This is a genomic window from Desulfitobacterium dichloroeliminans LMG P-21439, from assembly GCF_000243135.2.
Lineage (GTDB): Bacteria > Bacillota > Desulfitobacteriia > Desulfitobacteriales > Desulfitobacteriaceae > Desulfitobacterium > Desulfitobacterium dichloroeliminans.
Genome location: NC_019903.1, coordinates 1,450,799 through 1,472,389, shown reverse-complemented (window position 1 = coordinate 1,472,389; position 21,591 = coordinate 1,450,799). Strand labels below are relative to the sequence as shown.

Annotated in this window: 17 protein-coding genes and 1 pseudogene; 7 read left to right on the top strand and 11 right to left on the bottom strand. The window is 40.8% G+C overall.

The genetic code is table 11. The features are described 5' to 3' along the window. Positions 1-11: 11 nt before the first annotated feature. From DESDI_RS06985 to DESDI_RS06975, 3 genes are read right to left on the bottom strand one after another with little or no spacing between them, the layout of a single operon-like run. Positions 12-794, bottom strand: coding sequence for an ABC transporter permease (locus DESDI_RS06985; RefSeq protein WP_015261935.1), 783 nt, complete (start codon positions 792-794; stop codon positions 12-14). Further along, positions 791-1,735 (bottom strand): ABC transporter ATP-binding protein, encoded by a 945-nt coding sequence (locus DESDI_RS06980; protein WP_015261934.1) that lies wholly within the window; start codon positions 1,733-1,735, stop codon positions 791-793. The genes DESDI_RS06985 and DESDI_RS06980 overlap by 4 nt, the downstream gene beginning before the upstream one ends. Next, entirely contained in the window at positions 1,728-2,333 is a 606-nt protein-coding gene (locus DESDI_RS06975; RefSeq protein ID WP_015261933.1) for a TetR/AcrR family transcriptional regulator, read from the bottom strand. The genes DESDI_RS06980 and DESDI_RS06975 overlap by 8 nt, the downstream gene beginning before the upstream one ends. Positions 2,334-2,641: 308 nt before the next feature. On the opposite strand from DESDI_RS06975, the gene DESDI_RS06970 reads away from it, so the two are divergent. After that, positions 2,642-3,022: an RrF2 family transcriptional regulator gene (locus DESDI_RS06970; RefSeq protein ID WP_015261932.1), complete on the top strand. Its 381-nt coding sequence runs from the start codon at positions 2,642-2,644 to the stop codon at positions 3,020-3,022. Positions 3,023-3,118: 96 nt separating this feature from the next. Further along, entirely contained in the window at positions 3,119-3,721 is a 603-nt protein-coding gene (locus tag DESDI_RS06965; RefSeq protein ID WP_015261931.1) for a class I SAM-dependent methyltransferase, read from the top strand. A 1-nt stretch (position 3,722) separates the two neighbouring features. Here DESDI_RS06965 and DESDI_RS06960 read toward each other — a convergent pair whose 3' ends face one another. Beyond that, positions 3,723-9,521: a cell wall-binding repeat-containing protein gene (locus tag DESDI_RS06960; RefSeq protein WP_083879847.1), complete on the bottom strand. Its 5,799-nt coding sequence runs from the start codon at positions 9,519-9,521 to the stop codon at positions 3,723-3,725. Positions 9,522-9,696: 175 nt separating this feature from the next. Between DESDI_RS06960 and DESDI_RS18405 the strand changes: the two genes are divergently transcribed. Continuing rightward, complete coding sequence (locus DESDI_RS18405) at positions 9,697-10,317, top strand: TetR/AcrR family transcriptional regulator (RefSeq protein ID WP_015261929.1); 621 nt, start codon at positions 9,697-9,699, stop codon at positions 10,315-10,317. Between the two features lie 941 nt (positions 10,318-11,258). Here DESDI_RS18405 and DESDI_RS06950 read toward each other — a convergent pair. Genes DESDI_RS06950 through DESDI_RS18540 form a run of 3 tightly spaced genes read right to left on the bottom strand, consistent with a single transcriptional unit; the run spans position 11,259 to position 12,076 of the window. Then, positions 11,259-11,594 carry a type II toxin-antitoxin system RelE/ParE family toxin gene (locus DESDI_RS06950; RefSeq protein WP_015261928.1) on the bottom strand — a complete coding sequence of 112 codons (336 nt, stop codon included), beginning with the start codon at positions 11,592-11,594 and terminating at the stop codon, positions 11,259-11,261. Continuing rightward, a complete protein-coding gene (locus DESDI_RS06945) occupies positions 11,587-11,844 on the bottom strand; it encodes a type II toxin-antitoxin system prevent-host-death family antitoxin (RefSeq protein WP_015261927.1) in 258 nt (85 codons plus the stop codon). The genes DESDI_RS06950 and DESDI_RS06945 overlap by 8 nt, the downstream gene beginning before the upstream one ends. A gap of 52 nt (positions 11,845-11,896) precedes the next feature. After that, a complete protein-coding gene (locus tag DESDI_RS18540; protein ID WP_427846168.1) occupies positions 11,897-12,076 on the bottom strand; it encodes a VOC family protein in 180 nt (59 codons plus the stop codon). A 231-nt stretch (positions 12,077-12,307) separates the two neighbouring features. Here DESDI_RS18540 and DESDI_RS06935 point away from each other — a divergent pair, with 231 nt between their 5' ends. Then, entirely contained in the window at positions 12,308-13,378 is a 1,071-nt protein-coding gene (locus tag DESDI_RS06935) for a type I restriction endonuclease (protein ID WP_015261926.1), read from the top strand. 419 nt (positions 13,379-13,797) lie between these two features. Here DESDI_RS06935 and DESDI_RS06930 read toward each other — a convergent pair whose 3' ends face one another. After that, positions 13,798-14,940, bottom strand: a complete 1,143-nt coding sequence (locus DESDI_RS06930) for a hypothetical protein (RefSeq protein ID WP_015261925.1) — start codon at positions 14,938-14,940, stop codon at positions 13,798-13,800. Between the two features lie 1,170 nt (positions 14,941-16,110). Between DESDI_RS06930 and DESDI_RS06925 the strand changes: the two genes are divergently transcribed. The 3 genes from DESDI_RS06925 (at position 16,111) to DESDI_RS06915 (ending at position 19,503) form a co-directional block, all read left to right on the top strand. Further along, complete coding sequence (locus DESDI_RS06925; RefSeq protein WP_015261924.1) at positions 16,111-16,659, top strand: helix-turn-helix domain-containing protein; 549 nt, start codon at positions 16,111-16,113, stop codon at positions 16,657-16,659. 397 nt (positions 16,660-17,056) lie between these two features. Beyond that, positions 17,057-18,139 carry an NAD/NADP-dependent octopine/nopaline dehydrogenase family protein gene (locus DESDI_RS06920; protein WP_015261923.1) on the top strand — a complete coding sequence of 361 codons (1,083 nt, stop codon included), beginning with the start codon at positions 17,057-17,059 and terminating at the stop codon, positions 18,137-18,139. A gap of 50 nt (positions 18,140-18,189) precedes the next feature. Further along, positions 18,190-19,503 (top strand): L-serine ammonia-lyase, iron-sulfur-dependent, subunit alpha, encoded by a 1,314-nt coding sequence (locus tag DESDI_RS06915; RefSeq protein WP_015261922.1) that lies wholly within the window; start codon positions 18,190-18,192, stop codon positions 19,501-19,503. A 295-nt stretch (positions 19,504-19,798) separates the two neighbouring features. On the opposite strand, the gene DESDI_RS06910 is transcribed toward DESDI_RS06915, so the two are convergent. From DESDI_RS06910 to DESDI_RS06900, 3 genes and pseudogenes are all read right to left on the bottom strand, one after another. After that, positions 19,799-20,293, bottom strand: coding sequence for a CarD family transcriptional regulator (locus tag DESDI_RS06910; RefSeq protein WP_015261921.1), 495 nt, complete (start codon positions 20,291-20,293; stop codon positions 19,799-19,801). Positions 20,294-20,575: 282 nt separating this feature from the next. Further along, the gene (locus DESDI_RS18255; RefSeq protein ID WP_242825450.1) at positions 20,576-20,890 is read right to left on the bottom strand and encodes a M20/M25/M40 family metallo-hydrolase; all 315 of its coding nucleotides are present in this window, start codon (positions 20,888-20,890) and stop codon (positions 20,576-20,578) included. 198 nt (positions 20,891-21,088) lie between these two features. Next, positions 21,089-21,430: pseudogene (locus DESDI_RS06900) on the bottom strand (LbetaH domain-containing protein); the annotation flags it as partial. Positions 21,431-21,591: the final 161 nt, after the last annotated feature.

Sequence of the window (21,591 nt, the reverse complement as noted above, 5' to 3'; positions counted from 1 at the left end):
CTGAATAAACTTTAGTTTTGATCAGCGAATCTCCACCATAATAGAGTCCCTATTAGCCCACCAAAGCTTGTTAATAGTACAATTATAACACTTATATATTCCAACTTTATATTAAAACCACCGGCACTTTGGCTTACAATTGCAGGTATAGACCATGGAAATAAGTGGCCATATCCAGTTGATGCTACGATCTGGGCAATCACTAGGGTAAATATCATAAAGCCAAGGGGCGATAGGTATCCTCGGCCAAAACTTGCAAAGAAGGCTACCGGAGTAGACAGCAGTATTGTAAGCAAAGAACATATAACAAAAATAGTTAAGCCTTGGGATACGATACTAGGTGACCAGCCTGGGATATCAACACTATTACCAACAAGCATCCCAATCATAAATATGAATACCGAGAGTAATGAACACCATAAAAAAACAACAATAAATTTGGATAATACAATAATGTTTCTGGATATGGGCAACGCAAGTAGATCCTTAATCGTTCTATCCGAGTATTCTCTCCCAAAAATCCAGCTGGTTACAAATCCAAAAACGAGTATACCTCCTATAGAAACAGCCTGGGAAAGGAGGCTAAGATAAGATGGCCAATCGGCAGTTCCCATAATTTGTGCCTTTGCAGAAATAATGCCCATTTCTTTCGCGAAATCAGGGTCTTTCAAAATATACATAAAAAATCCACCCATAAAAGGCACCATTAACATTGCCAGTAAAGTTATCAAAGGCACTTTTGAATTAATAAACTTTTTGGTTTCTACTAGAAGAGATGTTACTATTTCCCTCATCCTATCATTCCTCCAGCTTCTTTGATAACTCTTATAAAATAAGTCTCTAAATCTTCTTTTTCAACCTTGAGTAAATTGGGGGGATAGCCTTTATTGACTAATAATGTGACCATCTGTTCAGGGTTTCCGATAACTTCCTCATCTTCGATGCATAAAACAGGTGAGTTTTCAGATTTGTTCTTATCTTTCATTTCTACTTTATAGCCAGCTTTCAATAGAATAGATACCATCGCAGGCCTATCTCTTCCGTTAAGAATCAAAGACTTCTTTAATTCTCTTGCAAGCCCATATCCATCCACTTCTTTAATCAACCTACCCTTATGAATAATTGCAATATTTGTAGCCACCTTAGCAATTTCGTCCAACTTATGGCTTGACACAAGTATCGTCACACCTGAATTTTTCGCCAAATCATGCAGCAGATCACGAACTTCGATAATCCCCTCTGGATCTAACCCATTGGTTGGTTCGTCTAATATCAAGATTTTCGGCTTGTGGATAATTGCCTTTGCAATCCCAAGCCGTTGTGCATTACCTAAAGAAAGGTGTTTTACAGTCTTAGAAGCATACCCATCTAATTGAAGCTTATTAATAATCCATTCTACACATGTTTTATCCTCAACACCTCTCAATCCCCGTACTATTTCCAAATTTTCTCTGACTGTTAGTTCCGGATAAGAATAAGGTGTTTCTACAATATAACCCACCTCACTCCATAAACTTGCATCTCTTGCACTAACCTTTTTTCCCTGTAGATAACATTGACCTGATGTAGGTGAAACCATACCTAGTAACATTCGTATCGTAGTAGTTTTTCCTGCACCGTTCAGTCCTAGGAAGCCCAGTATTTCTCCTTTTTTAACAGATATATTAAGGTTGGATACAGCATGCGCATTATCATAGACTTTTGTTAAATTGATAGTATTTATCGCTTCACACATCCTTGGAACCTCCTTCCAATATCTGTTGAGCAAGACCTCTAATCAGAAGTTTAAGTGCTTTATCAAAATCCTTTTCACCAATCTCCGAAACGTAAAGCATGGTCATAAAAATAGCCCTAAGAGAGGTAGTGGCAACCCCAATATCTATATCTTTTTTGATACTTATATTTTTAAACATATTCTTTGCAATCAAATCATCAAATGAATGATGTTCTATTATTAGCTCTTCCGGCAGTTTCCTGATTAGATATTCGAACTCCTGTTTTTCAATGATGTTCATCATAAAAGATTGTCTCACATTTTGAAAAAGTCCGTAAATCGCTTCCGTAAACCTTTCAGGGGTTACACCATCCATTTGGCTAAATTGAATGTTAACTTCTTCAATAATGGATTTTTGATAATTCTCTAGCACAGTAAAAAATAATATTTCTTTGGATGGATAGAATTTATAAAATGACCCCTTAGATATACCTGACATTTCAGTAATCTGATCAACCGTTGTTTTTCTTACCCCATATTTGCTCAGACACTCCTGAGCAGATTCAATTAGTTTTAGTTTTATAAACTTTATTTCGTTTTCATTAAATGCTGTTGGCATGATCTCACTCCTCGACTGTATGACTGATTTCGTCATTATAGTCACAGAATATCATAACCTCGTATTATTCTCAAGAGCGATTTTCAATGAATCTCGTACTTCGCTTAGAGCCCTATAAAGAGCATAAAAAATTAACGGGTGTCTTCGTTAAAAATTTCATTGGCTCCCTGTTGTGATTCAAATAATGCAACTTGAGGGAGATATTGGGGTGTCATTGTTTCCTTCAATCCAAAATTATTGACAAAGCAAAATCTATCCTATATAATCAAAGACAAATACAGTCTTTAATATCCTTAGGAGGAAAGACAATGAAGTATACTAAAGCAACGAATTATGCTTTGCATATAATGGCCTATTTCGTTAAACAAGAAGGCAAAGACAATTTAAGTCTTCAGCCTTTAGCTAGTCACATGAATATATCACCAACCTACCTGTCTAAGATACTAACTCAATTAGTCAAGGCTGACCTTATTCAATCTACACCTGGAGTAAATGGTGGTTATAGTCTTAGAAAACCTAAGACTGACATCAGCTTCTATGACGTCATTCAAGCCATTGAAGGTAGTGGAGCGCTTTTCACTTGTGAAATGGACGAAAATCGTGGTTGTCATATAGAAAAGGTTATGAGAGATGCCGAAGAGAAAATGGTGAACCACCTTAAAGAAAAATATATTATTGATATTGTTTGAAAAACGAGCAAAAATATTGGCAGTATAAACTGCTCAATTATTTGAGATGATTATAGATAATCACACTCTTCATTATACTTTATAGGAGGTTTTACTATGAATCACATCCATCACCACAACCCATTGGATCAAAAATTATTAAACAAGATTGCCTTTCTAGATAGCAGGCAAAGGGAGCAGCTCATTCCACCTGAAGCACTTATTAGCCAAATGCCCATTCAAAAAAATCATACTTTACTCGATGTCGGTGCCGGCTCAGGTTTCTTTACAATTCCTATGGCAGAAAGCACATCTGGCAAAGTCTATGCTATGGATCCTGATAAACGTATGCTTAGCGTCATACAAGATAAGGCCAAGGAAAAAGGGCTTGCTAATATTGAACTGATTCAAGATTATATTGAAAGCTTGAGTATTCCAAATAGTAGTGTTGATTTTGTTATGGCATCCTTAATACTCCACGAAGTAAGTTCACTGACAAAAGCACTCACAAATATATTTGAGATATTAAAACCAGGAGGGCACTTACTATGTCTGGAGTATGAAAAAGATGACTTAATAATAGAAGGTCCTCCAATGTCCATTCGTATTGGTTCAGAGGAACTCGAAAAAGCATTGTCATCAATTGGCTTTGAAATTGTGAAGAAAACTAAAATTAATGATGCAATATATACTGTTTTAGCAATTAAAAAGGAGCAGTAATTTATGGATTAAGCAACTGCTTCATTCGGTCAATTGTTCCTTCCGATACCACCGAAGAACCACCAAATATATGAAGATGCGTTATCCTTCCCTTCATTCCTTGGAGTAGGGTTTCCTGTTCTGGTGTCAAACCATTGGTAGTGCCTCCTGTGAGGAGTAGCCAACTGTTACTTTGAGCTGCCACTGCTGCCCCAGTCAAGGCATCCGCAAAATCCTTGCCTGTGACTCCGTAGATGGAATCCGTCGTAGGCTGTAGGTTTTTCAAGACCAAGGCGTTGGTCTCATAGCGTGTATCCCCGCCATAGCGCATAGGATTGGGTAAATATCCCTCCAACTCTTTGGGAAGAACACCCTCTCCCCCTATGATAATGGTCTCAGTGATTTTTAACTCCTTGAGGGCTTTATTGGTTGCCTCCGGTAATCCTCTTAGGGTGCTGTCCAGATAGAGAATGGGTATGCCGTGATACCCTGCCCATGAGGAGACGGAGAGAGCATCGGCGAAGGTCTCTTCAGCCTTATCCCCATTTACCAGCACCGCCCGACCACTGGTTCCTTCCAGTCTCTTAGCTATTTCATAGGCTGTATCATAGCGGCTAGCACCATAGACCCGTTCAACTTTATAGCCAGCTTCCTTCAGGATCTCTTCCAACGTTGTTTGGACTGCACCGTGACCACCGATAATGATAATCTGCTTGGCTCCAAGGTCCCTGAGAACAGTCAAAAGGTTCTCCGGTAAGTGATCCGGTGGGGTGAGCAAAAGGGGCGCATTATGCTTTTTGGCCAAGGGGACTGCGGGTAAAGCATCTACGGAGAGATCGCCACGGGCAATAATAACCGTATCTGCCCCTTGCGGGAAATAGGCTTTGGCAATCTCCAGTGCGGTCTCATAGCGATTTTCACCGTAAACTCGTACAGGAACCTCTCCTACTTTCTGCTTTATGAATACATATTGGGAGCAGCGGGATTGGGTCACAGTTGCATAGCCATCTTGGTCTACTGTGACTGTTTGTCTATATTCAAGACTTCCGCTCTGGGGATTGTAATAATGGTACTCCATCCGCTCTCCCTGATACTGGGGCCCGACTAAGATGCGGATTTCAGCCTCACCGGGGAGGTTACCGCTGTGGTTAAAGTTAACAGAGAGGATGAAATTTTCTCCCGCTAAAGTACGAATTGCATCATGATTGGTTCCTTGGTTAAGGCTCAAGCCCAAATCATATTCTCGATTCCCCCGCTCCCCAAGCATTGAGCCTGCTGGGAAGGTAAATGTATATCCATTACCTCTAAGGATTACGGGTTTACTCTGGTTCTGCTCAATCAAGCGATCGATTTGGGTAGTTGAAAAGAGGGAGGTATCTTCTAGCAAGGTTACAACCACTGTATCCGAGTCTATGACGTTGTTGATTTCAGGAACATACTTATTGCTTGGGGGTAGAGTATTGTCAGAAGAACCGCCCGCACCTACTGATGAGCCTTCATCTCCTCCTGAATATATGGGATTTGTAGTCACCACAAGCTTTTCACTGAAATCTGATGCTTCTATTATATCGGTTTGAACGATTCGTTGATATAGGTCGTAGGAAGTGCCTGAGCTTAATCCTTCAAACACTGGATTAGCTTGAAAGGCTCCCTCCAGCGCAAGCAATGCCGTATCACCATTAGCTGGGAGAATGGCGTACTCATAACCACTAACCGTCGCTAAGGTAATCTTTGTGTGAGTTTTAGATACAAGCCTAGGTGCTATCGGGGTAGTACTGTTTTCACGACGCAGTACTGTTTTCCCCTCTGACTGGATTTTGTCCAAATAATGCTTTGCTGTGATACACACCGATAGGATATCGCCTAAATCTCCTTCTATAATCTCATAACTCTCATTCGTCGCCCCACTGATAGGCACATCCCCTCGCATCCACTGATAAGCAAGGGCGCCCGGGTTTTCCGATAGTTCTAAAATGGCGACCGTAAGCGTTTGTCCTATACGGCAGGTGCCAGCTGCCGTTACCCTTCCTACCAAGTCGCCATTGACCTGTACTGCTATGCTTTTGCCTGGTAGGTAGGGAAGGCTTTTCAGTGTAGCTGTGACTGTAATTGTTCCAGTAAAATCTTCAGGCACGGTCAGTACAGAACCAAAGGTGTCTGCATCGATATCAAGGTTGCCTACATTTGTATCCCAAGTCAGTTCAGGCCACGTTGTGTTTTGAAAAGCTCCTGTTGCCCTAAAGATAACCGTCTGTACTTCTGCTGATTTCACCATCACATCGGGGGCGGCAGAGAGTATAATATCCCCTGAGTCTGGCGCAGGGAGATTATATGCGTTACTGCTCATCCTTGGTACATATTCCGGTAGAGCCTTAAGATACGGCAGGCTGTTATCTCCAATACTCCATACAGTTTCATCCAATTCTATAGTTTCTCGCCAGAAGGAACCTCTTAAAAGTGTGGCAATATTTTTATCTGCCCCGTTTAAGTTATTATCTGTACCTGATACTGTATTACCATTAACCTTCATACCGCTGTATGCATAGTTACTAGAAAGGGTGTCTTTGGCCTCCGACGTCACACGTCCCCAGGAAAGACTCCCCTCAATAAAGAGGTTAAGGGCGGCGCAGTTCTTCACCGTTCCGCTCTGACTAAAGCCCACTACTCCACCGGCATGAGTATTGGTTCCACTGATATTACCCAGACTGATACAGCCCTCCACTGTACCACTTTTAACATACCCCACTACTCCACCCACATTAGTATTGGTTCCACTGATATTGCCCGAGCTGATACAGTTCTCCACCCTACCGTTTTCCATATGCCCAACCATGCCACCGATATTGAGACCTGATCCACTGGTAATGCCAGCGCTGATGCAGCTCTGTAGGATTCCTGCTAAATTAAATCCCACCATGCCACCGACATAGCTATTTCCGCTAACACTACCTCCATCCAATGCCACCTTTTGCACTGTACCATTGTCGATATAGCCGAACAACCCAACATAATCTTTATCACTATTATTTATATACAGCCCTTTTATAGTCTTGCCATTGCCGTCAAAGAAACCCCCGAAGGGATGGTCGAAGGAACCTATGGGTGTCCAACCCTTGCCATTATCATATCCTTGACCATAGGTAGAAAGATCGATGTCTTTTTCTAATCGAAAATAGCTATGAGCGTAATCATTATCCATATCACTGTTCACTCTATCTGCCATATCCTTTAAGTCAGCCGCGCTGTATATAAGATAGGGTTCTTCGCTGGTTCCAATTCCTGCAAGCCCCACGATATAAGCAGGAAGTAAATCGCTCTGATAGGGCATATCTATCAAGGTTGGAAGCTTACCCTCAGCAAGAGTCCAAGCACTAATGTCGTACAAGTCTTTTAACAGACCCTCGGTCCCGGTCCATAGGCTTTTGATTTCCTCCACTCCAACACTTACGCCGTTTTTATCGTCTCCAGCTCCATCAGACACGGTATTCTGGTTAAGTTTCATTCCCTTATAAGCACAATTATTCTCCAAATCAACCCCAGGATTTCCTCGAAAACCCACGATTCGACCTGAATCAGTATCTCCCGTAATGATACTATTGAGGGCGACGGAATGTAGTATTATTGAGCTACCTTCTGTCTTTCCTACGATTCCACCAACTTGATCTCTTCCTCGAAGATTTCCTGTATTAATACTTTCATATACAACGTTTGCGGTATAGCCTACTACACCGCCGACCTGGTCTTCAGCACTAATACTTCCTGTATTGATGCTTTTTCCTACTCCGGTTTTGCTATAGCCCACCACACCGCCAGCTTGAATTTTTGCACTAATACTTCCTGTATTAATGCATTGTTCTACTCCTCCTTCATTAAAGCCCACCACACCGCCGACTCGGCCTATGGCACTAATACTTCCTTTATTAACACATTTTTCCACTGGCCCCTTGTTAAATCCTACTATACCACCTACATTATTACTCCCGCTGACACTACCCGAATTAATTAGGTTTTTAGAAATAAGGGCAGTCTCGAGATACCCTATCACACCACCCACATTATTATTTCCGCTAACACTACCTCCATCCAGTGCCACATTTTGCACTGTACCATCGACGATATAGCCAAACAATCCAACATAATCTTCATCACTATTATTTATATATAAACCTGTTATGGTCTTGTCATTGCCGTCAAAGTAACCCTTGAAAGGATTTTCCGAAGAACCTATGGGCGTCCAGCCCTTGCCATTATCGTAGTCTTTGCCATAAGCAGAAAGCTCTATGTTGTTTTCTAATCTAAAACTTATACCACTGTAATCATCCATATCATGATTTACCTTATCTGCCATATCTTTTAAATCATCCGCGCTGTATATAAGAAAGGGTTGATCGATAGTTCCACTTCCTGCAAAGCCTACAAGATGCGTGGGTAGTAAATCGCTCTGATTTGGAATATTCTTCAACACTGGAAGTTTACTCTCAGCAAGATCCCAAACACCAGCGGCATTCCAGCTAGCTTTTAAAACTCCATCGGTCCATAATTTTTTGATTTCTTCTATTCCTACAGATGCACCATCTATAGTATTAGGGTCCACACCTTCTACTGTACTGTTGCCGACTTTCATCTCCCTATAAGCGTAGTTATTGACTAATATAGGGTAGCTCGGATCACCATCGAGCTCACCCACTATACGACCTAAATTAGAATCTCCCATAATGTAGCTGTTAAGAGCAGCGCAATCCTGTATCTTCTGTATTGTGCCGTATTTCAACTTTCCTACAATTCCGCCCACTTGGTTTGTTCCTTTAACTGTACCACTACTGACGCTATTCTGAATAGAGGCGATTTGAGCAAGTCCTGCGATTCCTCCCACTTGCTCTGTTCCACTAACCGCACCGCTACTTATGCTATTCTGCAAGCCTCCAAATTCAACAAACCCAGCTATACCACCCACCCTACTCCTTCCACTGACCACACTACTACTGACGCAATCCTGCAAATTGTTAACATACCCTGCTATTCCGCCTACCTGATCATTTCCACTAACTATGCCGCTACTGACGCAATTTTTTATTTCTCCGCTCCACAAGGCATCCCCTATAATCCCACCTACTTTGACTTTTCCACTGACTGCGCTGCTACTGGCGCAATTCTGTATTGTACTGCCGGGTTCGGTATAGCCTACTATTCCGCCGACCTCCTCATTTCCACTAACAATACCGCTACTGACACAATTATCTACTGTGCTATTCCCACTCAGCCATACCACATGCCCTACCACACATCCTACAAAAAAAGAACCATTAATTACTGCACCTTCGACGATGATATTTTGCAACGTACAACTTTCTACTCTACCAAATAGACCAATATCCATTTCCTCGCTGCGGTCGATGTACAATCCCTTGATTGTCTTATTGTTACCTTCAAATGTACCCTTAAATGGACGGGATTGCTTACCAATGGGTAGCCACCCCTTGCCCTCCTCATAGTCTTTGCCATAAGCTGAAAGGTCAATATTGTTCACCTGTAGTAGGTGAGGATTCTCTGGTATAGATGTTGGAAGGGTCCCGTTGTTCCAACTCCATGCAAAAAAGGCTAACTGTTCAGCTGTTTCAATCTGAAGGGGATTTTCTTTGGTCCCTAGCCCTATCACTTTCGCTTCATCTGAATCGGTGGAAAGTAATGTATAAATTTCTCCCCTTGCCTCAGGAATCAATTCACTATTTTCTCCTATCACTGAAACGGGAGTCATGCCCACAAGCAAAAGGATCGACATGAACATTACGGTAAGCTTATAAAAGCCTTTCTTTTTCATCATATGACCTCCTCCACTTTCTTTTTATCTATCCCTAACAACTATTAGGTATTACTATCTTGATTTGATAACAATCAGATGATATGCTAATTGATACTAACTCTGTTCACTGAATCGGTTTAGTAAACACCCTTAGTATATAAGATTAACATGTAAATTTCTACAGGGGGACACGTCTATGAAAGAAAATAAAACTAATAAAAGAAAGATCCAGGGCGCTGAAACCAAAAAGAAACTTTACGAAATTGCTGCCAATCTGTTTGCTCAGCACGACTATGCTGACGTTAGCGTAGAGGATATTACTGATGCTGCAGGAATCACCAAAGGAGCTTTTTATGTGCATTTTGGGTCTAAGGATGCGCTAATCGCCGAGTTAATTGCGGAGCAAGCTGCCCGTGCCGATATAGACTATAAGAACTTTGTGAATACACTGCCCTCTGATATACCTACTTCAGTAGCAATTCTCGCTTTAACAGAAAAAATAGCCGATGTTCTTATTCACTCCATCGGCCATGAAAATATGAAGAAGGTCTACCAGTTGCTCCTTGAAGGAGCCGTGGACTCCGATTCCGTCAAAGGCTATAACCGAGAACTTTATGCATTATTCTCTAGCATCATCGCCAAAGGCATAAATCAGGGCGAATTTAAAAACACCCTCTCCCCTGAAGCTCTTTCCCAGCATTTTGTAATGACAATTAGAGGTGCTTGTTATGAGTGGTGTATCCGTTTCCCTGCCTATGATTTAAAAGATCAGGCAGTGGAGCATTGTCGTCTTTTAATTGAAGGAATATTAGCTTGACCATGGCTTAAATAGTTGTTCTTAATGCTTTTTAACTAACCTAAGGCACTTTCAAAAATGAAGTGCTGTTAGGTTTCTTTGCATACCCATTTTTAAGAGAACTTGCTGGAACTATTCGGGATCCCCTTTAACCATCACAATTCCCAGTTAATTCTCTCCAGTTTAGCAATAACCCCCCTTTTTATTCCGAGAGTCTATTTCGATTCTTTATAACACTTGTCACACTATGTAAAAAACTAATATTTATATAAAACTAGTATACTGCAACTTGAATGTTCATTTTGTATATTTTTGTCAGAATAATAAAAGCACCTGCCTTTATCCAACAGATGCTCAAAACATGACAAAAAAAGTCCAGCTATAAAGCTGGATTTATTAGTTATTAAATTTCAAACAATGCAATAGAAAGTATTTAGCACAATTTTCCAATATCGATTTTAATTATTTCGGTTTGTTCGCTGGCTCTATTGAAGAAGATATTGAAGAAATAGCCTTAGTCTTTTTTTCAGCCTTCTTTTTCTTTTTTTCCTTGTTCTTAGGACTTTTATCGCCCATAGTAACTACCTCCAATCACTCATTAGCTTAAGTATACTCTCTCACTGACATCAACGCCACCAGCCATATAGCTTAAAAACCTTGCGGATCGCTTAACAGACATTTTAACAATCCCTTACACAACCCTACCTCATTATTGTTACCTATATATGCCGATTTCGGCCACAGCCACAGTGGTTCAAATACTTACCCCCAATATAGCACTACCACACACTCAACGCGACCCGTCTCTGAGACATAAATCTACTCAAAGACTTACAATGAAGTAACACCAACGTGCCTTGAGAATACAAAAGTGATGGCAGATTGTTTTGGTATCCACTTGGCGGTGGGTACGTTCATATCCCAACGCTTAATACCGCTTATCTAAGGTCTATGGCCTTAAGCTATTCTGAATCGTCGTCATTGTGTAATGTGCCAAACAAAATACTCATGTAATTACGCCTTCCGTACAACACGCGGTCTATATGTACATCTAAGCCCATCACCCGGTAAAAGACAATATATTTTCCGCAAACAAGAAACCCATAATCACTTTCAAATTCAGTAATCGAGGACAAAGGTGGCCCTAATTCCGAAAAATCCCGCAGCTTCTCAATGGTGTCCAATGTGTCTGACACAATTTTTTGAGCGGCTGCAGAATTTTGCAATTCGTTATTGATATAGGCCCATATCTCGTCAATGTCATTTAGGGCTTCGGGTGAATAAAGTATTTTATTCATAAATCTTTCCTGCGAAATGCGCTTTCACATCTTCATGCAGAAGCCATCCTTTTTCCTCACCCGATTTGCGTCCCTTAGTAAGCTCGCTCATGAGCTTGATTGTCGCCTGTGTTTTTTCGTAATCAGCAATATCGACGAGGGCATATCGGCCACGACCATTCCTGGTTAAAAAGACAGGCCCACCAACGGAAACATCGCGCAAAACCTCATTATAATTCCTTAAATCTGAAATGGGCTTTATTTTCGGCATCGTAATCAGCTCCTTTCTGCTGATATTATTATATGTATATTAATCGTAAAATTCAACAGCAATCTAGACAAATTCGGACGCCATTTGGATCCTCAATAAAGGCTAAGCTTCCAGCGGTTGTTGGTAATGGCCCCTTGGTGATTTTGATGCCTTTAGATTTAAGCTCTGCCAACGTAGAGGTTAAGTCTTCAACATCCATTCCGATAGAATAAAAGCCCCTCCCATCTGTCATTTTCATTCATTATCTCACACCCACTATGCAGAAATTACGCGAATTATGCCACATAAAAGTTATTCCTCTCCTCACGGATAGGAATACTTTTGAGATTTGCAATTCTTCATTAACACAGTAATGGATTGTTCTTATATTCCCGATATCTGTAATCTTCTGTCGAAAAGGAGGAATACTTTTATTCTCGTTGAAGGAAATCATTTACATAATGTTTAAAGGGGGGTAGCATTCATGGATTTTATTGACCAGTTAAAGCAATTTGCTCAAAGGGTTCAAAAGCTAAAAGATCAGATATCAACAGAAGAGGCAACAAAGACTTCTCTCATATTACCTTTCTTCCAATTACTCGGCTATGATATCTTTGATCCTACTGAATTTGTTCCAGAGTTTACAGCGGATGTGGGTATCAAAAAAGGTGAGAAGGTCGATTATGCAATATTTCAAAACGAAAACCCCACAATATTAATAGAAGCAAAATGGTGTGGAGAATCTCTCGATAAACACGGTTCTCAATTGTTCCGATACTTCGGGACAACTAAGGCGAAGTTCGGCATTTTAACCAATGGCATTATATATAATTTCTACACTGACCTGGAAGAACCAAATAAGATGGATGAAAAACCTTTCATGGAAATTAACCTTTTAGATATTAAAGAGGGCCTCATACCAGAACTCAAGAAATTTCATAAAACAACCTTAGATGTAGATGCAGTATTTAATACTGCTTCAGAGTTGAAGTATTCTAGGTTAATAAAATCTTTGCTTATGAGGCAATTGCAAGATCCAGACGAGCATTTCATCAACTACATTCTTGGTGAAATCTATGAGGGAAAGAGAACCAAGGCTGCAATAGATAAATTTAAAGATGTTGTAAAACGTTCCTATAACCAATTCTTAAACGAAACAATGAATGATCGAATCAAGGCTGCAATTGGTCAAACCGAAAGTAAGCCACTTGAAGCAACTATTGCCAATGATCAAACAGATTTTGATAACCAAGTCCCTGAATCCAAGATTGTAACAACACTTGAGGAAATTGAATATTTCTATGCAATTAAAAGTGTTTTATCAGAAACCGTAGAACCATCAAGAATATTCTACAGAGATACAGAGTCCTATCTCGGTATTCTTCTAGACGATAATAAACTAAAATGGATTTGTCGTGTTTATCTCGGTTCTATCAATAAGAGCATTGCTTTACCAGATGAGAAGAAAAAACAGTTTAAGATCCCAATATCATCAGTAGATGATATTTATAAAGTAGCTCCACAATTACAGGAATCTGTAAAACGCTTACTTTAAGATTAACATAACCAGACGAATAATAAACAAGTCCCGGGGATCACTCCCTGGGACTTGCTACATCTTATACAAAAATTACTTCCACGTCCGCAGTTCAAACTTAATTTCGTATCGCCTCATTTTACTGCCGATTTCGCTCTGGCACACGAATATCTTCATCCGATTACCGGCGAGCTTTTCCTCACGCACGCAGATGATCAGTTCCACGTCGATGACTTGTCCGTTGTAAGCAAATCGTGCCAAACGTCAAAGGCACCGGCAAGTTTCAAGTCGATCTCTCTCCTTGTAACTCAGTCGTCCAATATCAATATTCAAATAATCCTAGAATATTTCTCATATTAAGGTAGGATTTAAACCCGTTCTCATATTCTTGATCTGAGACAAGTATTTCCATTTAACAACTACTATAGTTTAAGAATCTACAGCGTTTGCTTAGCGTCCTTTTTGTCCTCGATTCTAACCATAATCCACCTTATCGTCAGAACAGCAAAGACGATACCACCGGTATATCCGGCATATGTCATAATAATGTTTACAAGAGTTGCGTACGGGATGAACAAGTCCACGATGAATACGACTACACCTGCAAGAACACAAGCAATCTTATATTTGGCGGATTCCTCATCCTTGATGAAAGTGGAAACGCAAGTCCAAAGGATCGGGCAGAAGGTGCTATAGATGGACAGGAGAATGATAATTGCGAATATGGTTCCGAAAATTCCGGAAGCCGCTCCGAACACTTGATTTGCGATGAGGAGGTTAGGAATCGCGGAAGTAGAGGAATCCGCAACATTTCCAAGGTGGACGAGTCCAAGAATTAAAACTGTTACAGAAATTGCAGCAGCGCCTATGCCACAGATGATGGCAGTGTACTTCTTTTTATATTCTCCAAGTTCTCTCCCGATACTGGACATATATGCCGCAACGAGAAGGATTGAGCAGCCGCCAAAGGAAATACCCGCAAACAAAGGATTGGCTCCAGCTTGGAGCACAGTAACTTCACCGGATTGTATGAGTTTGATTCCTTCCGGAATATGAGGGAAGTATTTAAATGCGGAAATTATGCCGAGCAAAAAAAGAAAAGCAACAATAACCGGCCCAACCTTACCAATGATGTTAACGATCCCCTTAAGACCGAGAGACGCCGTTCCTACAGCGAGAACAACGGCAATGGCATATCCGATCCAGAGCGGGAGGTTCCATTGTTGATTAAGAGTATTACCAAATCCGGAAATCATAAAGAATAAAGCGCAAGCATTAAAAATCCATGCAAAGGCTGTAAAGAGTTTTCCTACAGTCTTTCCGACATAGAATTCGCACACGCTTAACAGGTCTGTGGCGCCGTGGCGCCCTGCATAGGTATATGCCATAAATGTGCAGAACATTATAGTAAAGTTTACGATTGCAACAATTAGTGCTCCGCTGACAGAACCCCAACTTGAAAAGTATTGCATGGACTCTTGACCGCTGGCGGTACCGGAACCGATCAGGTATGCCATAAGGGCTCCCGCAAAGGACATCAGAGCACCTACACGCATTGTTTTATTTCCCGTATCTTCCATTATTAATTTCACCTTTCTTCAATTAAAATTCAATCAAAATCAGAAAAGAAAGATCCTTAAGCGAATGCGAGCCCATGCATGGCTTAGGGATTTGCAAATGAGAAATAAAATAATCGTCCACTATAATGGAAATCCTCTTGCTTTATTACACCATATAGTAAAAAAATATAGTTGTCAACAATACTTTTATATCAAAAATAATATAATTTTTATGTTTCAATATGTAATGTATTCTCTCTAAACAAAGAAAAAACCACCTCGAATCGTAGTATAAGGGAAATAGGTCGTTAAATCCCCAAATATCTCCCTTGTACTATATAATTCGATATAACAGGGGTGAATTTCTGCTTTTAGACTGAAAAATCAGGGGGTTTCTGCACCGGAATCATATAATTAAATATCAATACCGGGGTATGAACAGATAATCGACAAAAGGGACGGATAGATTAACAACATTGGTCAATTGAAAAGGTAACTTCCACTTTGTAAAAGTTATTTCCACCCATTTAAGCCTAGAAAGGAATAAAAGGCGTGCGGAAAGTTACGCACCCTTAATTCCACTTGTTTTCTCCTATATATGGGAGTTTTGAGCTGTAATAAGCTAATTTTGGGTACCAGAAACTAAGGTTGAAAACAATAACCGTTTTTTTGAAAAGGTAATTTCCACCCTGCTATTTCTTACGAACACATCTTGAATAATTAAGTTATCAAGCTACTCTGGGGCAAGACTTGACATAGGACCCCACATCGGATGCTTCAATGGGGTCGAGGGCTGTGGCTTCAAAGATGTATTCCTTTTGGGTATGCCCCATCCCTTAATATAGGGTAGCATCCGCTGTCCCCATGTCAAGTCTTAATCTGGGGTCAAAGGAAAAACTAGTGCGATCAAATTTGTAAAACTAAATACCATCCTTTTGTTTGTAAGACTAACTTCCACATCTAAGAGTGATAGGGGTGGAAATAAGTTTTACAATCGACGATTAACAACATTTGAATAGATTTAATATCAAGAGCCTTGATTTAGGTGTGATTTTCATATATAATTTATAATTAAATCAAAAATTGCGGGTGAATTAACACAAAATTCCCGAGAAACTGGTTAGCCATTATGTGGTTGGGCCAACGAATATGATTATTGTATTAAATTAGAAAAGTAGAGGTAAATAGTAAATGAATGATTTTTCAGCATTTGGAGAGAAGCTAAAAGCGATTAGGGATAGTAGGAACTTAAACCTTAGCAATGTTTCTGAACTGACGGGAATCAGCAAGGCTATGCTAAGCAAGATAGAGCGTGGTGAATCCGTTCCGACAATCACAACTGTATGGAAAATTGCCAACGGGCTCAAGGTTACTCTAAATTCACTTGCGGGGGAGGCCGACAGCTCATATATTATTAAGGACATATCTAATACGACTCCGCTGATTGACGAAGGCGGACTTTTTAAGCTATATAATATATTTCCTTTTTCTCCGCTTGACGGAATCCAGGTGTTCTACGGTGTGTTCAAAGCCGGATACCATTACGAACCACCCATGTTTATACACGAGAGTTCTGGCAAAGAATACTGCATAGTATTCAAAGGCGAGCTTGATGTAGTGATAGGTTCTAAGACTTATCATTTGGAAGAAGGCTGTGGTATTGACTTCGATTCCCAGGAGGAGCACGGTTATATAAACGGAGGCAAAGAGGATGCCATTGTTTGCTTCCTCCTCATTTAAGAGGAAAATAAAGAAATAACAGTTAAATGCTTAGACTGCAGTTTTATCTCATATGAGAGAAAAAACTGCAGTTTTTTTTAATAAAATAGAAAATAATAATTGACAAGGAGAAATAAGGGTGATAAATTTATCTTGCATGAGAGAAATATATTTCCGTTTTTCCACTATAGTGCACGTACACAATTTTGCGTATACAGCTAGGGATTCAATTTTACCCCAAGTGTAAGTTATATGGTACACAAAATTGTGTTTTATGCACGGACTTGCCTGCGCGAGGGCGTTATGCAGTCAAAGGAACTTTGCCCACTCCTTAGACTACATCTGGCGCCTACAGCAGATTTATAATCTTAGTCTGATTTGTTCATCGGACCAGAGATTAACGAAAGGAGATTTATCTATGAAAAAGATAGCAGTTCTGGGAACCGGAAATATCGCGCAGACGCTCTCCGTTGATTTTAAAGCCAAGGGTCATGAGGTGCGTTTGTTTGCTCCGACGCACCTCATCTCGAGAATTCAGAAAATCGTTGATACGCATGAAATCGAATGTGTAGGCGCTTTTGAGACAAGGCAAAAAATCGATGTTGTAACATCAGATATCGACGAAGCCATAAAAGGTGCTGATTACATTTGTATATGCGTTCCGGGAAACCGTCATGAAGAGTATGCGAAGATACTTAAGGGACATACAATGGTAGATCAGATTGTTATTACGTTCAACGGCTGCATGGCATCTCTGATTTACAAGAATGTTTGGGGTGATGACAAGACATGCCCGATCTTTGTTGAGTCCACAATTCCCCCGTTCAGCACTAGAAGAATTGAACCTGGCAAGGTACGTATGTACGATCGCCATCTGGCTCCTATCGCTTTCTTCCCTGCTTCTGCATCTGAGAAGTACTTTGATCAGATCAGAGAGGATATCTATGAGTTCCCTGGTGTTTATGCAGACATTTTGGAGTGCGGCTTGAGCCTGGTCAACCCGACGGTACATCCCGGACCGTGTCTTGTTAACCTAAGCAATATTGAAAAGCCCGACTTCACATTTTTCCTGTATGAGCATGGCTTCCAGCCTTCCGGGCTTAAAATCGATGTTCTCCTCAACAAGGAAAGACTCGCAATTGGCAAGGCTTTCGGATACCAGATTCATGCTCTCGAGGATTTTGCGGGCGTAGATAAGATTGATTCCTGGGAAGCGCTTTATGCTATGGGACATGGCAGCCACGCGCTCACTTCCATCGCAGGCCCTAACGATATCAACTATCGTTACCTCACAGAAGATATTCCCATTGCGCTTGTCTGCTGGGCGTCCATAGCCGACCAGCTCGGTATAGACACACCTATCATGGACGCCGTAATCACTTTGACCGGTGTTGCACACGATACAAACTGGTTCGAAAACGGCAGGTCCGCTACAAGACTCGGCCTCGCAGGAAAGAGCGTTGCGGAAATCAAGAACTATGTAAAAGCAGGCTCGTATTAGACAATTGATAAACGAGCCGCTGAAACGGATAGGAAAGGAAATGATTTATTATGAGTATGAGCATTTTTAGAGAACTTCTGGACAAAGAAGCATCCCCGGCATTAGGCTGCACAGAGCCAATGATGTTTGCACTGGCTGGAGCGATTACACGTAAGCACGCAACTGGTACAGTCAAGAGAGTTGACATGGTAGGTTGCGGACTTATGGTCACGGGTGTTCAGGCCGTTGGCATTCCTAACACGGGCGGAAAAACCGGCGCCTACTTGTCCGCCGCTGTTGGTATCATCAACGGTGACGCGGATGCTTGCAAGGAAGTACTGCACAACATTAGGCCTGAGGACGTCGTTGCCGCTGAAGAGCTTGTGAAAAACGCAGAGTTCACACTCGACATGGATAACAGCACAGGTAAGCAGGTATATTTCAAACTCACTCTCACAACCGACCAGCATGTAGCCACAGTTATCTTTGAGGATGAGCACCACACATGGACTTACCTTGAGGTCGATAACAAGGTTGTAGTGGATAACCGCAAGCCTGCCGGCGAGATGCTTATCCCTGCAGACGGTGTCGACTGGAACGAGTTCACGATTGAGAACATCTACAACTGGTGCAAGACTGCAGACATCAGCGAGTTTGGAAGAGCAAGAGAAGCTGTTGCCATGAATACTGCCCTTGCAAAGGACGGAATAGAGAATCCGCGCGGATTACAGACCGCCCGTGTGCTTATGCAGAATATTGAGAGCGGATTTGTCGCGGGTGACGAGCTTACGCATGTACTAATCTGGGCAACTGCGGGTGCCGATGCGCGCATGGGCGGCAGCGATTATCCGGCCATGGTCAGCACCGCCAGCGGTAATCAGGGCGCTATGGTTGTTATGGGACCTTGGGCTTCTGCCGAGTACCGTAAGTGCTCTGAGGAAGAGGGTTATAGAGCAGTTGCATTTGCTCTTCTCCTTAACACCTATCTCAAGTATCTCTCCAGAGAGTTCGTTTACATGCCTCCTACATGCTCCTGCGCAGCAACGAGTGCTCCCGCAGCGGCAGCCGGAGTTGCATTTATTCACGGACTGAATCCTCAGCAGATTAACGATATGCTCTGCACGAGCATGATTCATATGGCCGGAGTCGTTTGCGATGGTGCAAAGCCGTCCTGTGCTTTCAGAATGTTCACTTCCCTGTTCGGATGTATTGAAGCCATGATGATGGCAGAAAAGGGCATTAGAGCAAGTAATGTTGAAGGTTTTGTACACGACGACCTTAAGGTTACTGTTGAGAACCTGTATCGTCTGCAGCATGATGTTCTACACAACAAGGTTGATTCTATTCTATGGGATATCGTAAAAGAGCAGAAGGTTATCCACTAATCTAAGTACATCAGGTTATGAGCTTATTGATCCGTAAATTAGTGGCTGAATCGTAGGCAAGCTAAAAAGGGAGTTCGCAAAACTACTTACCCGAGTAGTTAGCGAACTCCCTTTTCCCTATTGGATAAGATTTTTAATTTAGACCTTATTAAGAGTTTCCAAATATTTTAACCGGTCAACTTCTTCTCATTATAACAAAAAACTCTACGGTGTAGCTTTTTCCATAGTCTACTCCACAGGGTACATTTTTGCATGAACAGCTTTATTTTTAACCTATGGATTTAATGGAATCCTATCATGAGACATGCTCTCTAATAAAGGGAAGTACTTCTGCAGGAGAAATTTTTAAAGCAATAGCAAATTCTTCATAAAGGTTTCTTTCAGCAACTTTCATGATGTCTTCATCTTTCTTCCAGAGCTTTTTGCCCAGACTGGTCCTTTCGACTTTTTCCTCATGTAATAACTTAATTAGTTCTACTAATTGTCCGCACTCATTGCTTCTTAGTGCCTTCATAAAACTATCGGTTCTTGCTTTGTTATTGGAAATCCAAACGGTTTCAGTTTTAGGCATGGCTTCAATGACTGAAACAGCATCTTCTTTGGAAATAACTCCACGCATGAGAACTTTGTCATTCCCTACCGGGATTTTTATGGTCATATTATCTTTAAAGGCAGGCTCTAATACATAGTATTGTATTTTTTCATTTGTAATAAGTTCTTCGGTACGAATATCCACGATTTTATATACTCCCATTGAGTTATATACTATATATTGATTAATTTTAAACATTCATATCCCCCTACTCTCTTTTTAATAGTTTCAGACATCCAAAAAGCAATATAAAAAAGGCAGCACCGACCCAAATGATCATCGATACCACCTTAGTATAACACAAATTTTCATTATACTGCAACTAAACTAGTTTTGCAAGAATAATTTAGCTATGTGTGTTGTTGATTAGCTATGTGTTGTTTAGCTATGATTCGAGGAAATTTTTGCAGAAGTTTCTGCTGACCCATTAAATTTCCCACATCTATAGGTAACCATCGCCTCAGGTTCCAGCAAAATTTTTTATGTTAAGGAACTATTCAGGAAATCGAGAGCAAATTGCACATGTAATGCTGTACCATATTCCAAATAATCTTCATCAATCTTAAATTTCTCATGGTGAGGAAAGTATATAGCTTCTTTTTCTTCATTTTTATAGCCGAGAAATGCATAAACTCCTTTAGCATATTGAAAATAGTAAGGCATAGCCTCTGATCCCATATATTTAGGCAAGTCTATATTTTTACCTTCTCCAAAGACTTTCTTAATACTTTGATCAGCCAGTTTTGATAATTCATCATCATTGTAAAGACTCAGTGCACTTTCCTCTATGATCACGTCAACCTTAAGCTCATAAGCACCTGCGATAGCCTCTGCATGTCTTTTTATGGCGACATGGGCCAGTTAGTTCTCTAACCTTGGAATTAAAGTATCTCATAGAAATGTCGATCTCTGTATATTTAGAAACAATGTTCGCCTTAGTACCTCCAACAACTTTCCCTACAGAAACCACGATTGGCTCCTGAGCATTAATGTTCTTAATGGAAGTTGCTCAATTGTAGGAGCGACCTTTTCCCAGCCGTATCCAAAGATATTAAACGGATAGGTTGTAATCCCATCCATTCTGTGGTTCGCGCCATTCATTATAAACTTAACACCCTCCGCAATTGCACAGAACTTGCCTATTATGAGTTTATCACCTAGGAATTCGTAGTGGTGCTCTATGTTATCATAAAATCTCTCCGGGGAATTTTTATTATCGCTATAATAAGTATAGTCTCCAATCTCAACATTGGGTCTTTTTGGTAGATTACTTATATAGCAGACTGTCTTTATATTTTTATTCGGATAAAGCTTCTTCTTTTCTGGCCCAGTCATAGTATATTCGCTCCCTTCTAACAATCTAAAACAACACATAAAAATGTGAATTCAGATAGCCTATTAATAAATTAACTGACCTGTTTTATCAGACTCCTCAGCAAACCATATTGCACCGTCCGGGCCAAGTACAAGAACAATGAGGCTCCTACCCTATTGTA

What these genes read in the sequence shown, in the direction of transcription:
- DESDI_RS06980 (WP_015261934.1), bottom strand. Translation starts at nt 1,735, where the DNA reads ATGTGTGAAGCGATAAATACTATCAATTTAACAAAAGTCTATGATAAT.
- DESDI_RS18405 (WP_015261929.1), top strand. Translation starts at nt 9,697, where the DNA reads ATGAAAGAAAATAAAACTAATAAAAGAAAGATCCAGGGCGCTGAAACC.
- DESDI_RS06970 (WP_015261932.1), top strand. Translation starts at nt 2,642, where the DNA reads ATGAAGTATACTAAAGCAACGAATTATGCTTTGCATATAATGGCCTAT.
- DESDI_RS06935 (WP_015261926.1), top strand. Translation starts at nt 12,308, where the DNA reads ATGGATTTTATTGACCAGTTAAAGCAATTTGCTCAAAGGGTTCAAAAG.
- DESDI_RS06945 (WP_015261927.1), bottom strand. Translation starts at nt 11,844, where the DNA reads ATGCCGAAAATAAAGCCCATTTCAGATTTAAGGAATTATAATGAGGTT.
- DESDI_RS06920 (WP_015261923.1), top strand. Translation starts at nt 17,057, where the DNA reads ATGAAAAAGATAGCAGTTCTGGGAACCGGAAATATCGCGCAGACGCTC.
- DESDI_RS06910 (WP_015261921.1), bottom strand. Translation starts at nt 20,293, where the DNA reads ATGTTTAAAATTAATCAATATATAGTATATAACTCAATGGGAGTATAT.
- DESDI_RS06930 (WP_015261925.1), bottom strand. Translation starts at nt 14,940, where the DNA reads ATGGAAGATACGGGAAATAAAACAATGCGTGTAGGTGCTCTGATGTCC.
- DESDI_RS06915 (WP_015261922.1), top strand. Translation starts at nt 18,190, where the DNA reads ATGAGTATGAGCATTTTTAGAGAACTTCTGGACAAAGAAGCATCCCCG.
- DESDI_RS06960 (WP_083879847.1), bottom strand. Translation starts at nt 9,521, where the DNA reads ATGATGAAAAAGAAAGGCTTTTATAAGCTTACCGTAATGTTCATGTCG.
- DESDI_RS06925 (WP_015261924.1), top strand. Translation starts at nt 16,111, where the DNA reads ATGAATGATTTTTCAGCATTTGGAGAGAAGCTAAAAGCGATTAGGGAT.
- DESDI_RS06975 (WP_015261933.1), bottom strand. Translation starts at nt 2,333, where the DNA reads ATGCCAACAGCATTTAATGAAAACGAAATAAAGTTTATAAAACTAAAA.
- DESDI_RS06985 (WP_015261935.1), bottom strand. Translation starts at nt 794, where the DNA reads ATGAGGGAAATAGTAACATCTCTTCTAGTAGAAACCAAAAAGTTTATT.
- DESDI_RS18540 (WP_427846168.1), bottom strand. Translation starts at nt 12,076, where the DNA reads ATGACAGATGGGAGGGGCTTTTATTCTATCGGAATGGATGTTGAAGAC.
- DESDI_RS06950 (WP_015261928.1), bottom strand. Translation starts at nt 11,594, where the DNA reads ATGAATAAAATACTTTATTCACCCGAAGCCCTAAATGACATTGACGAG.
- DESDI_RS06965 (WP_015261931.1), top strand. Translation starts at nt 3,119, where the DNA reads ATGAATCACATCCATCACCACAACCCATTGGATCAAAAATTATTAAAC.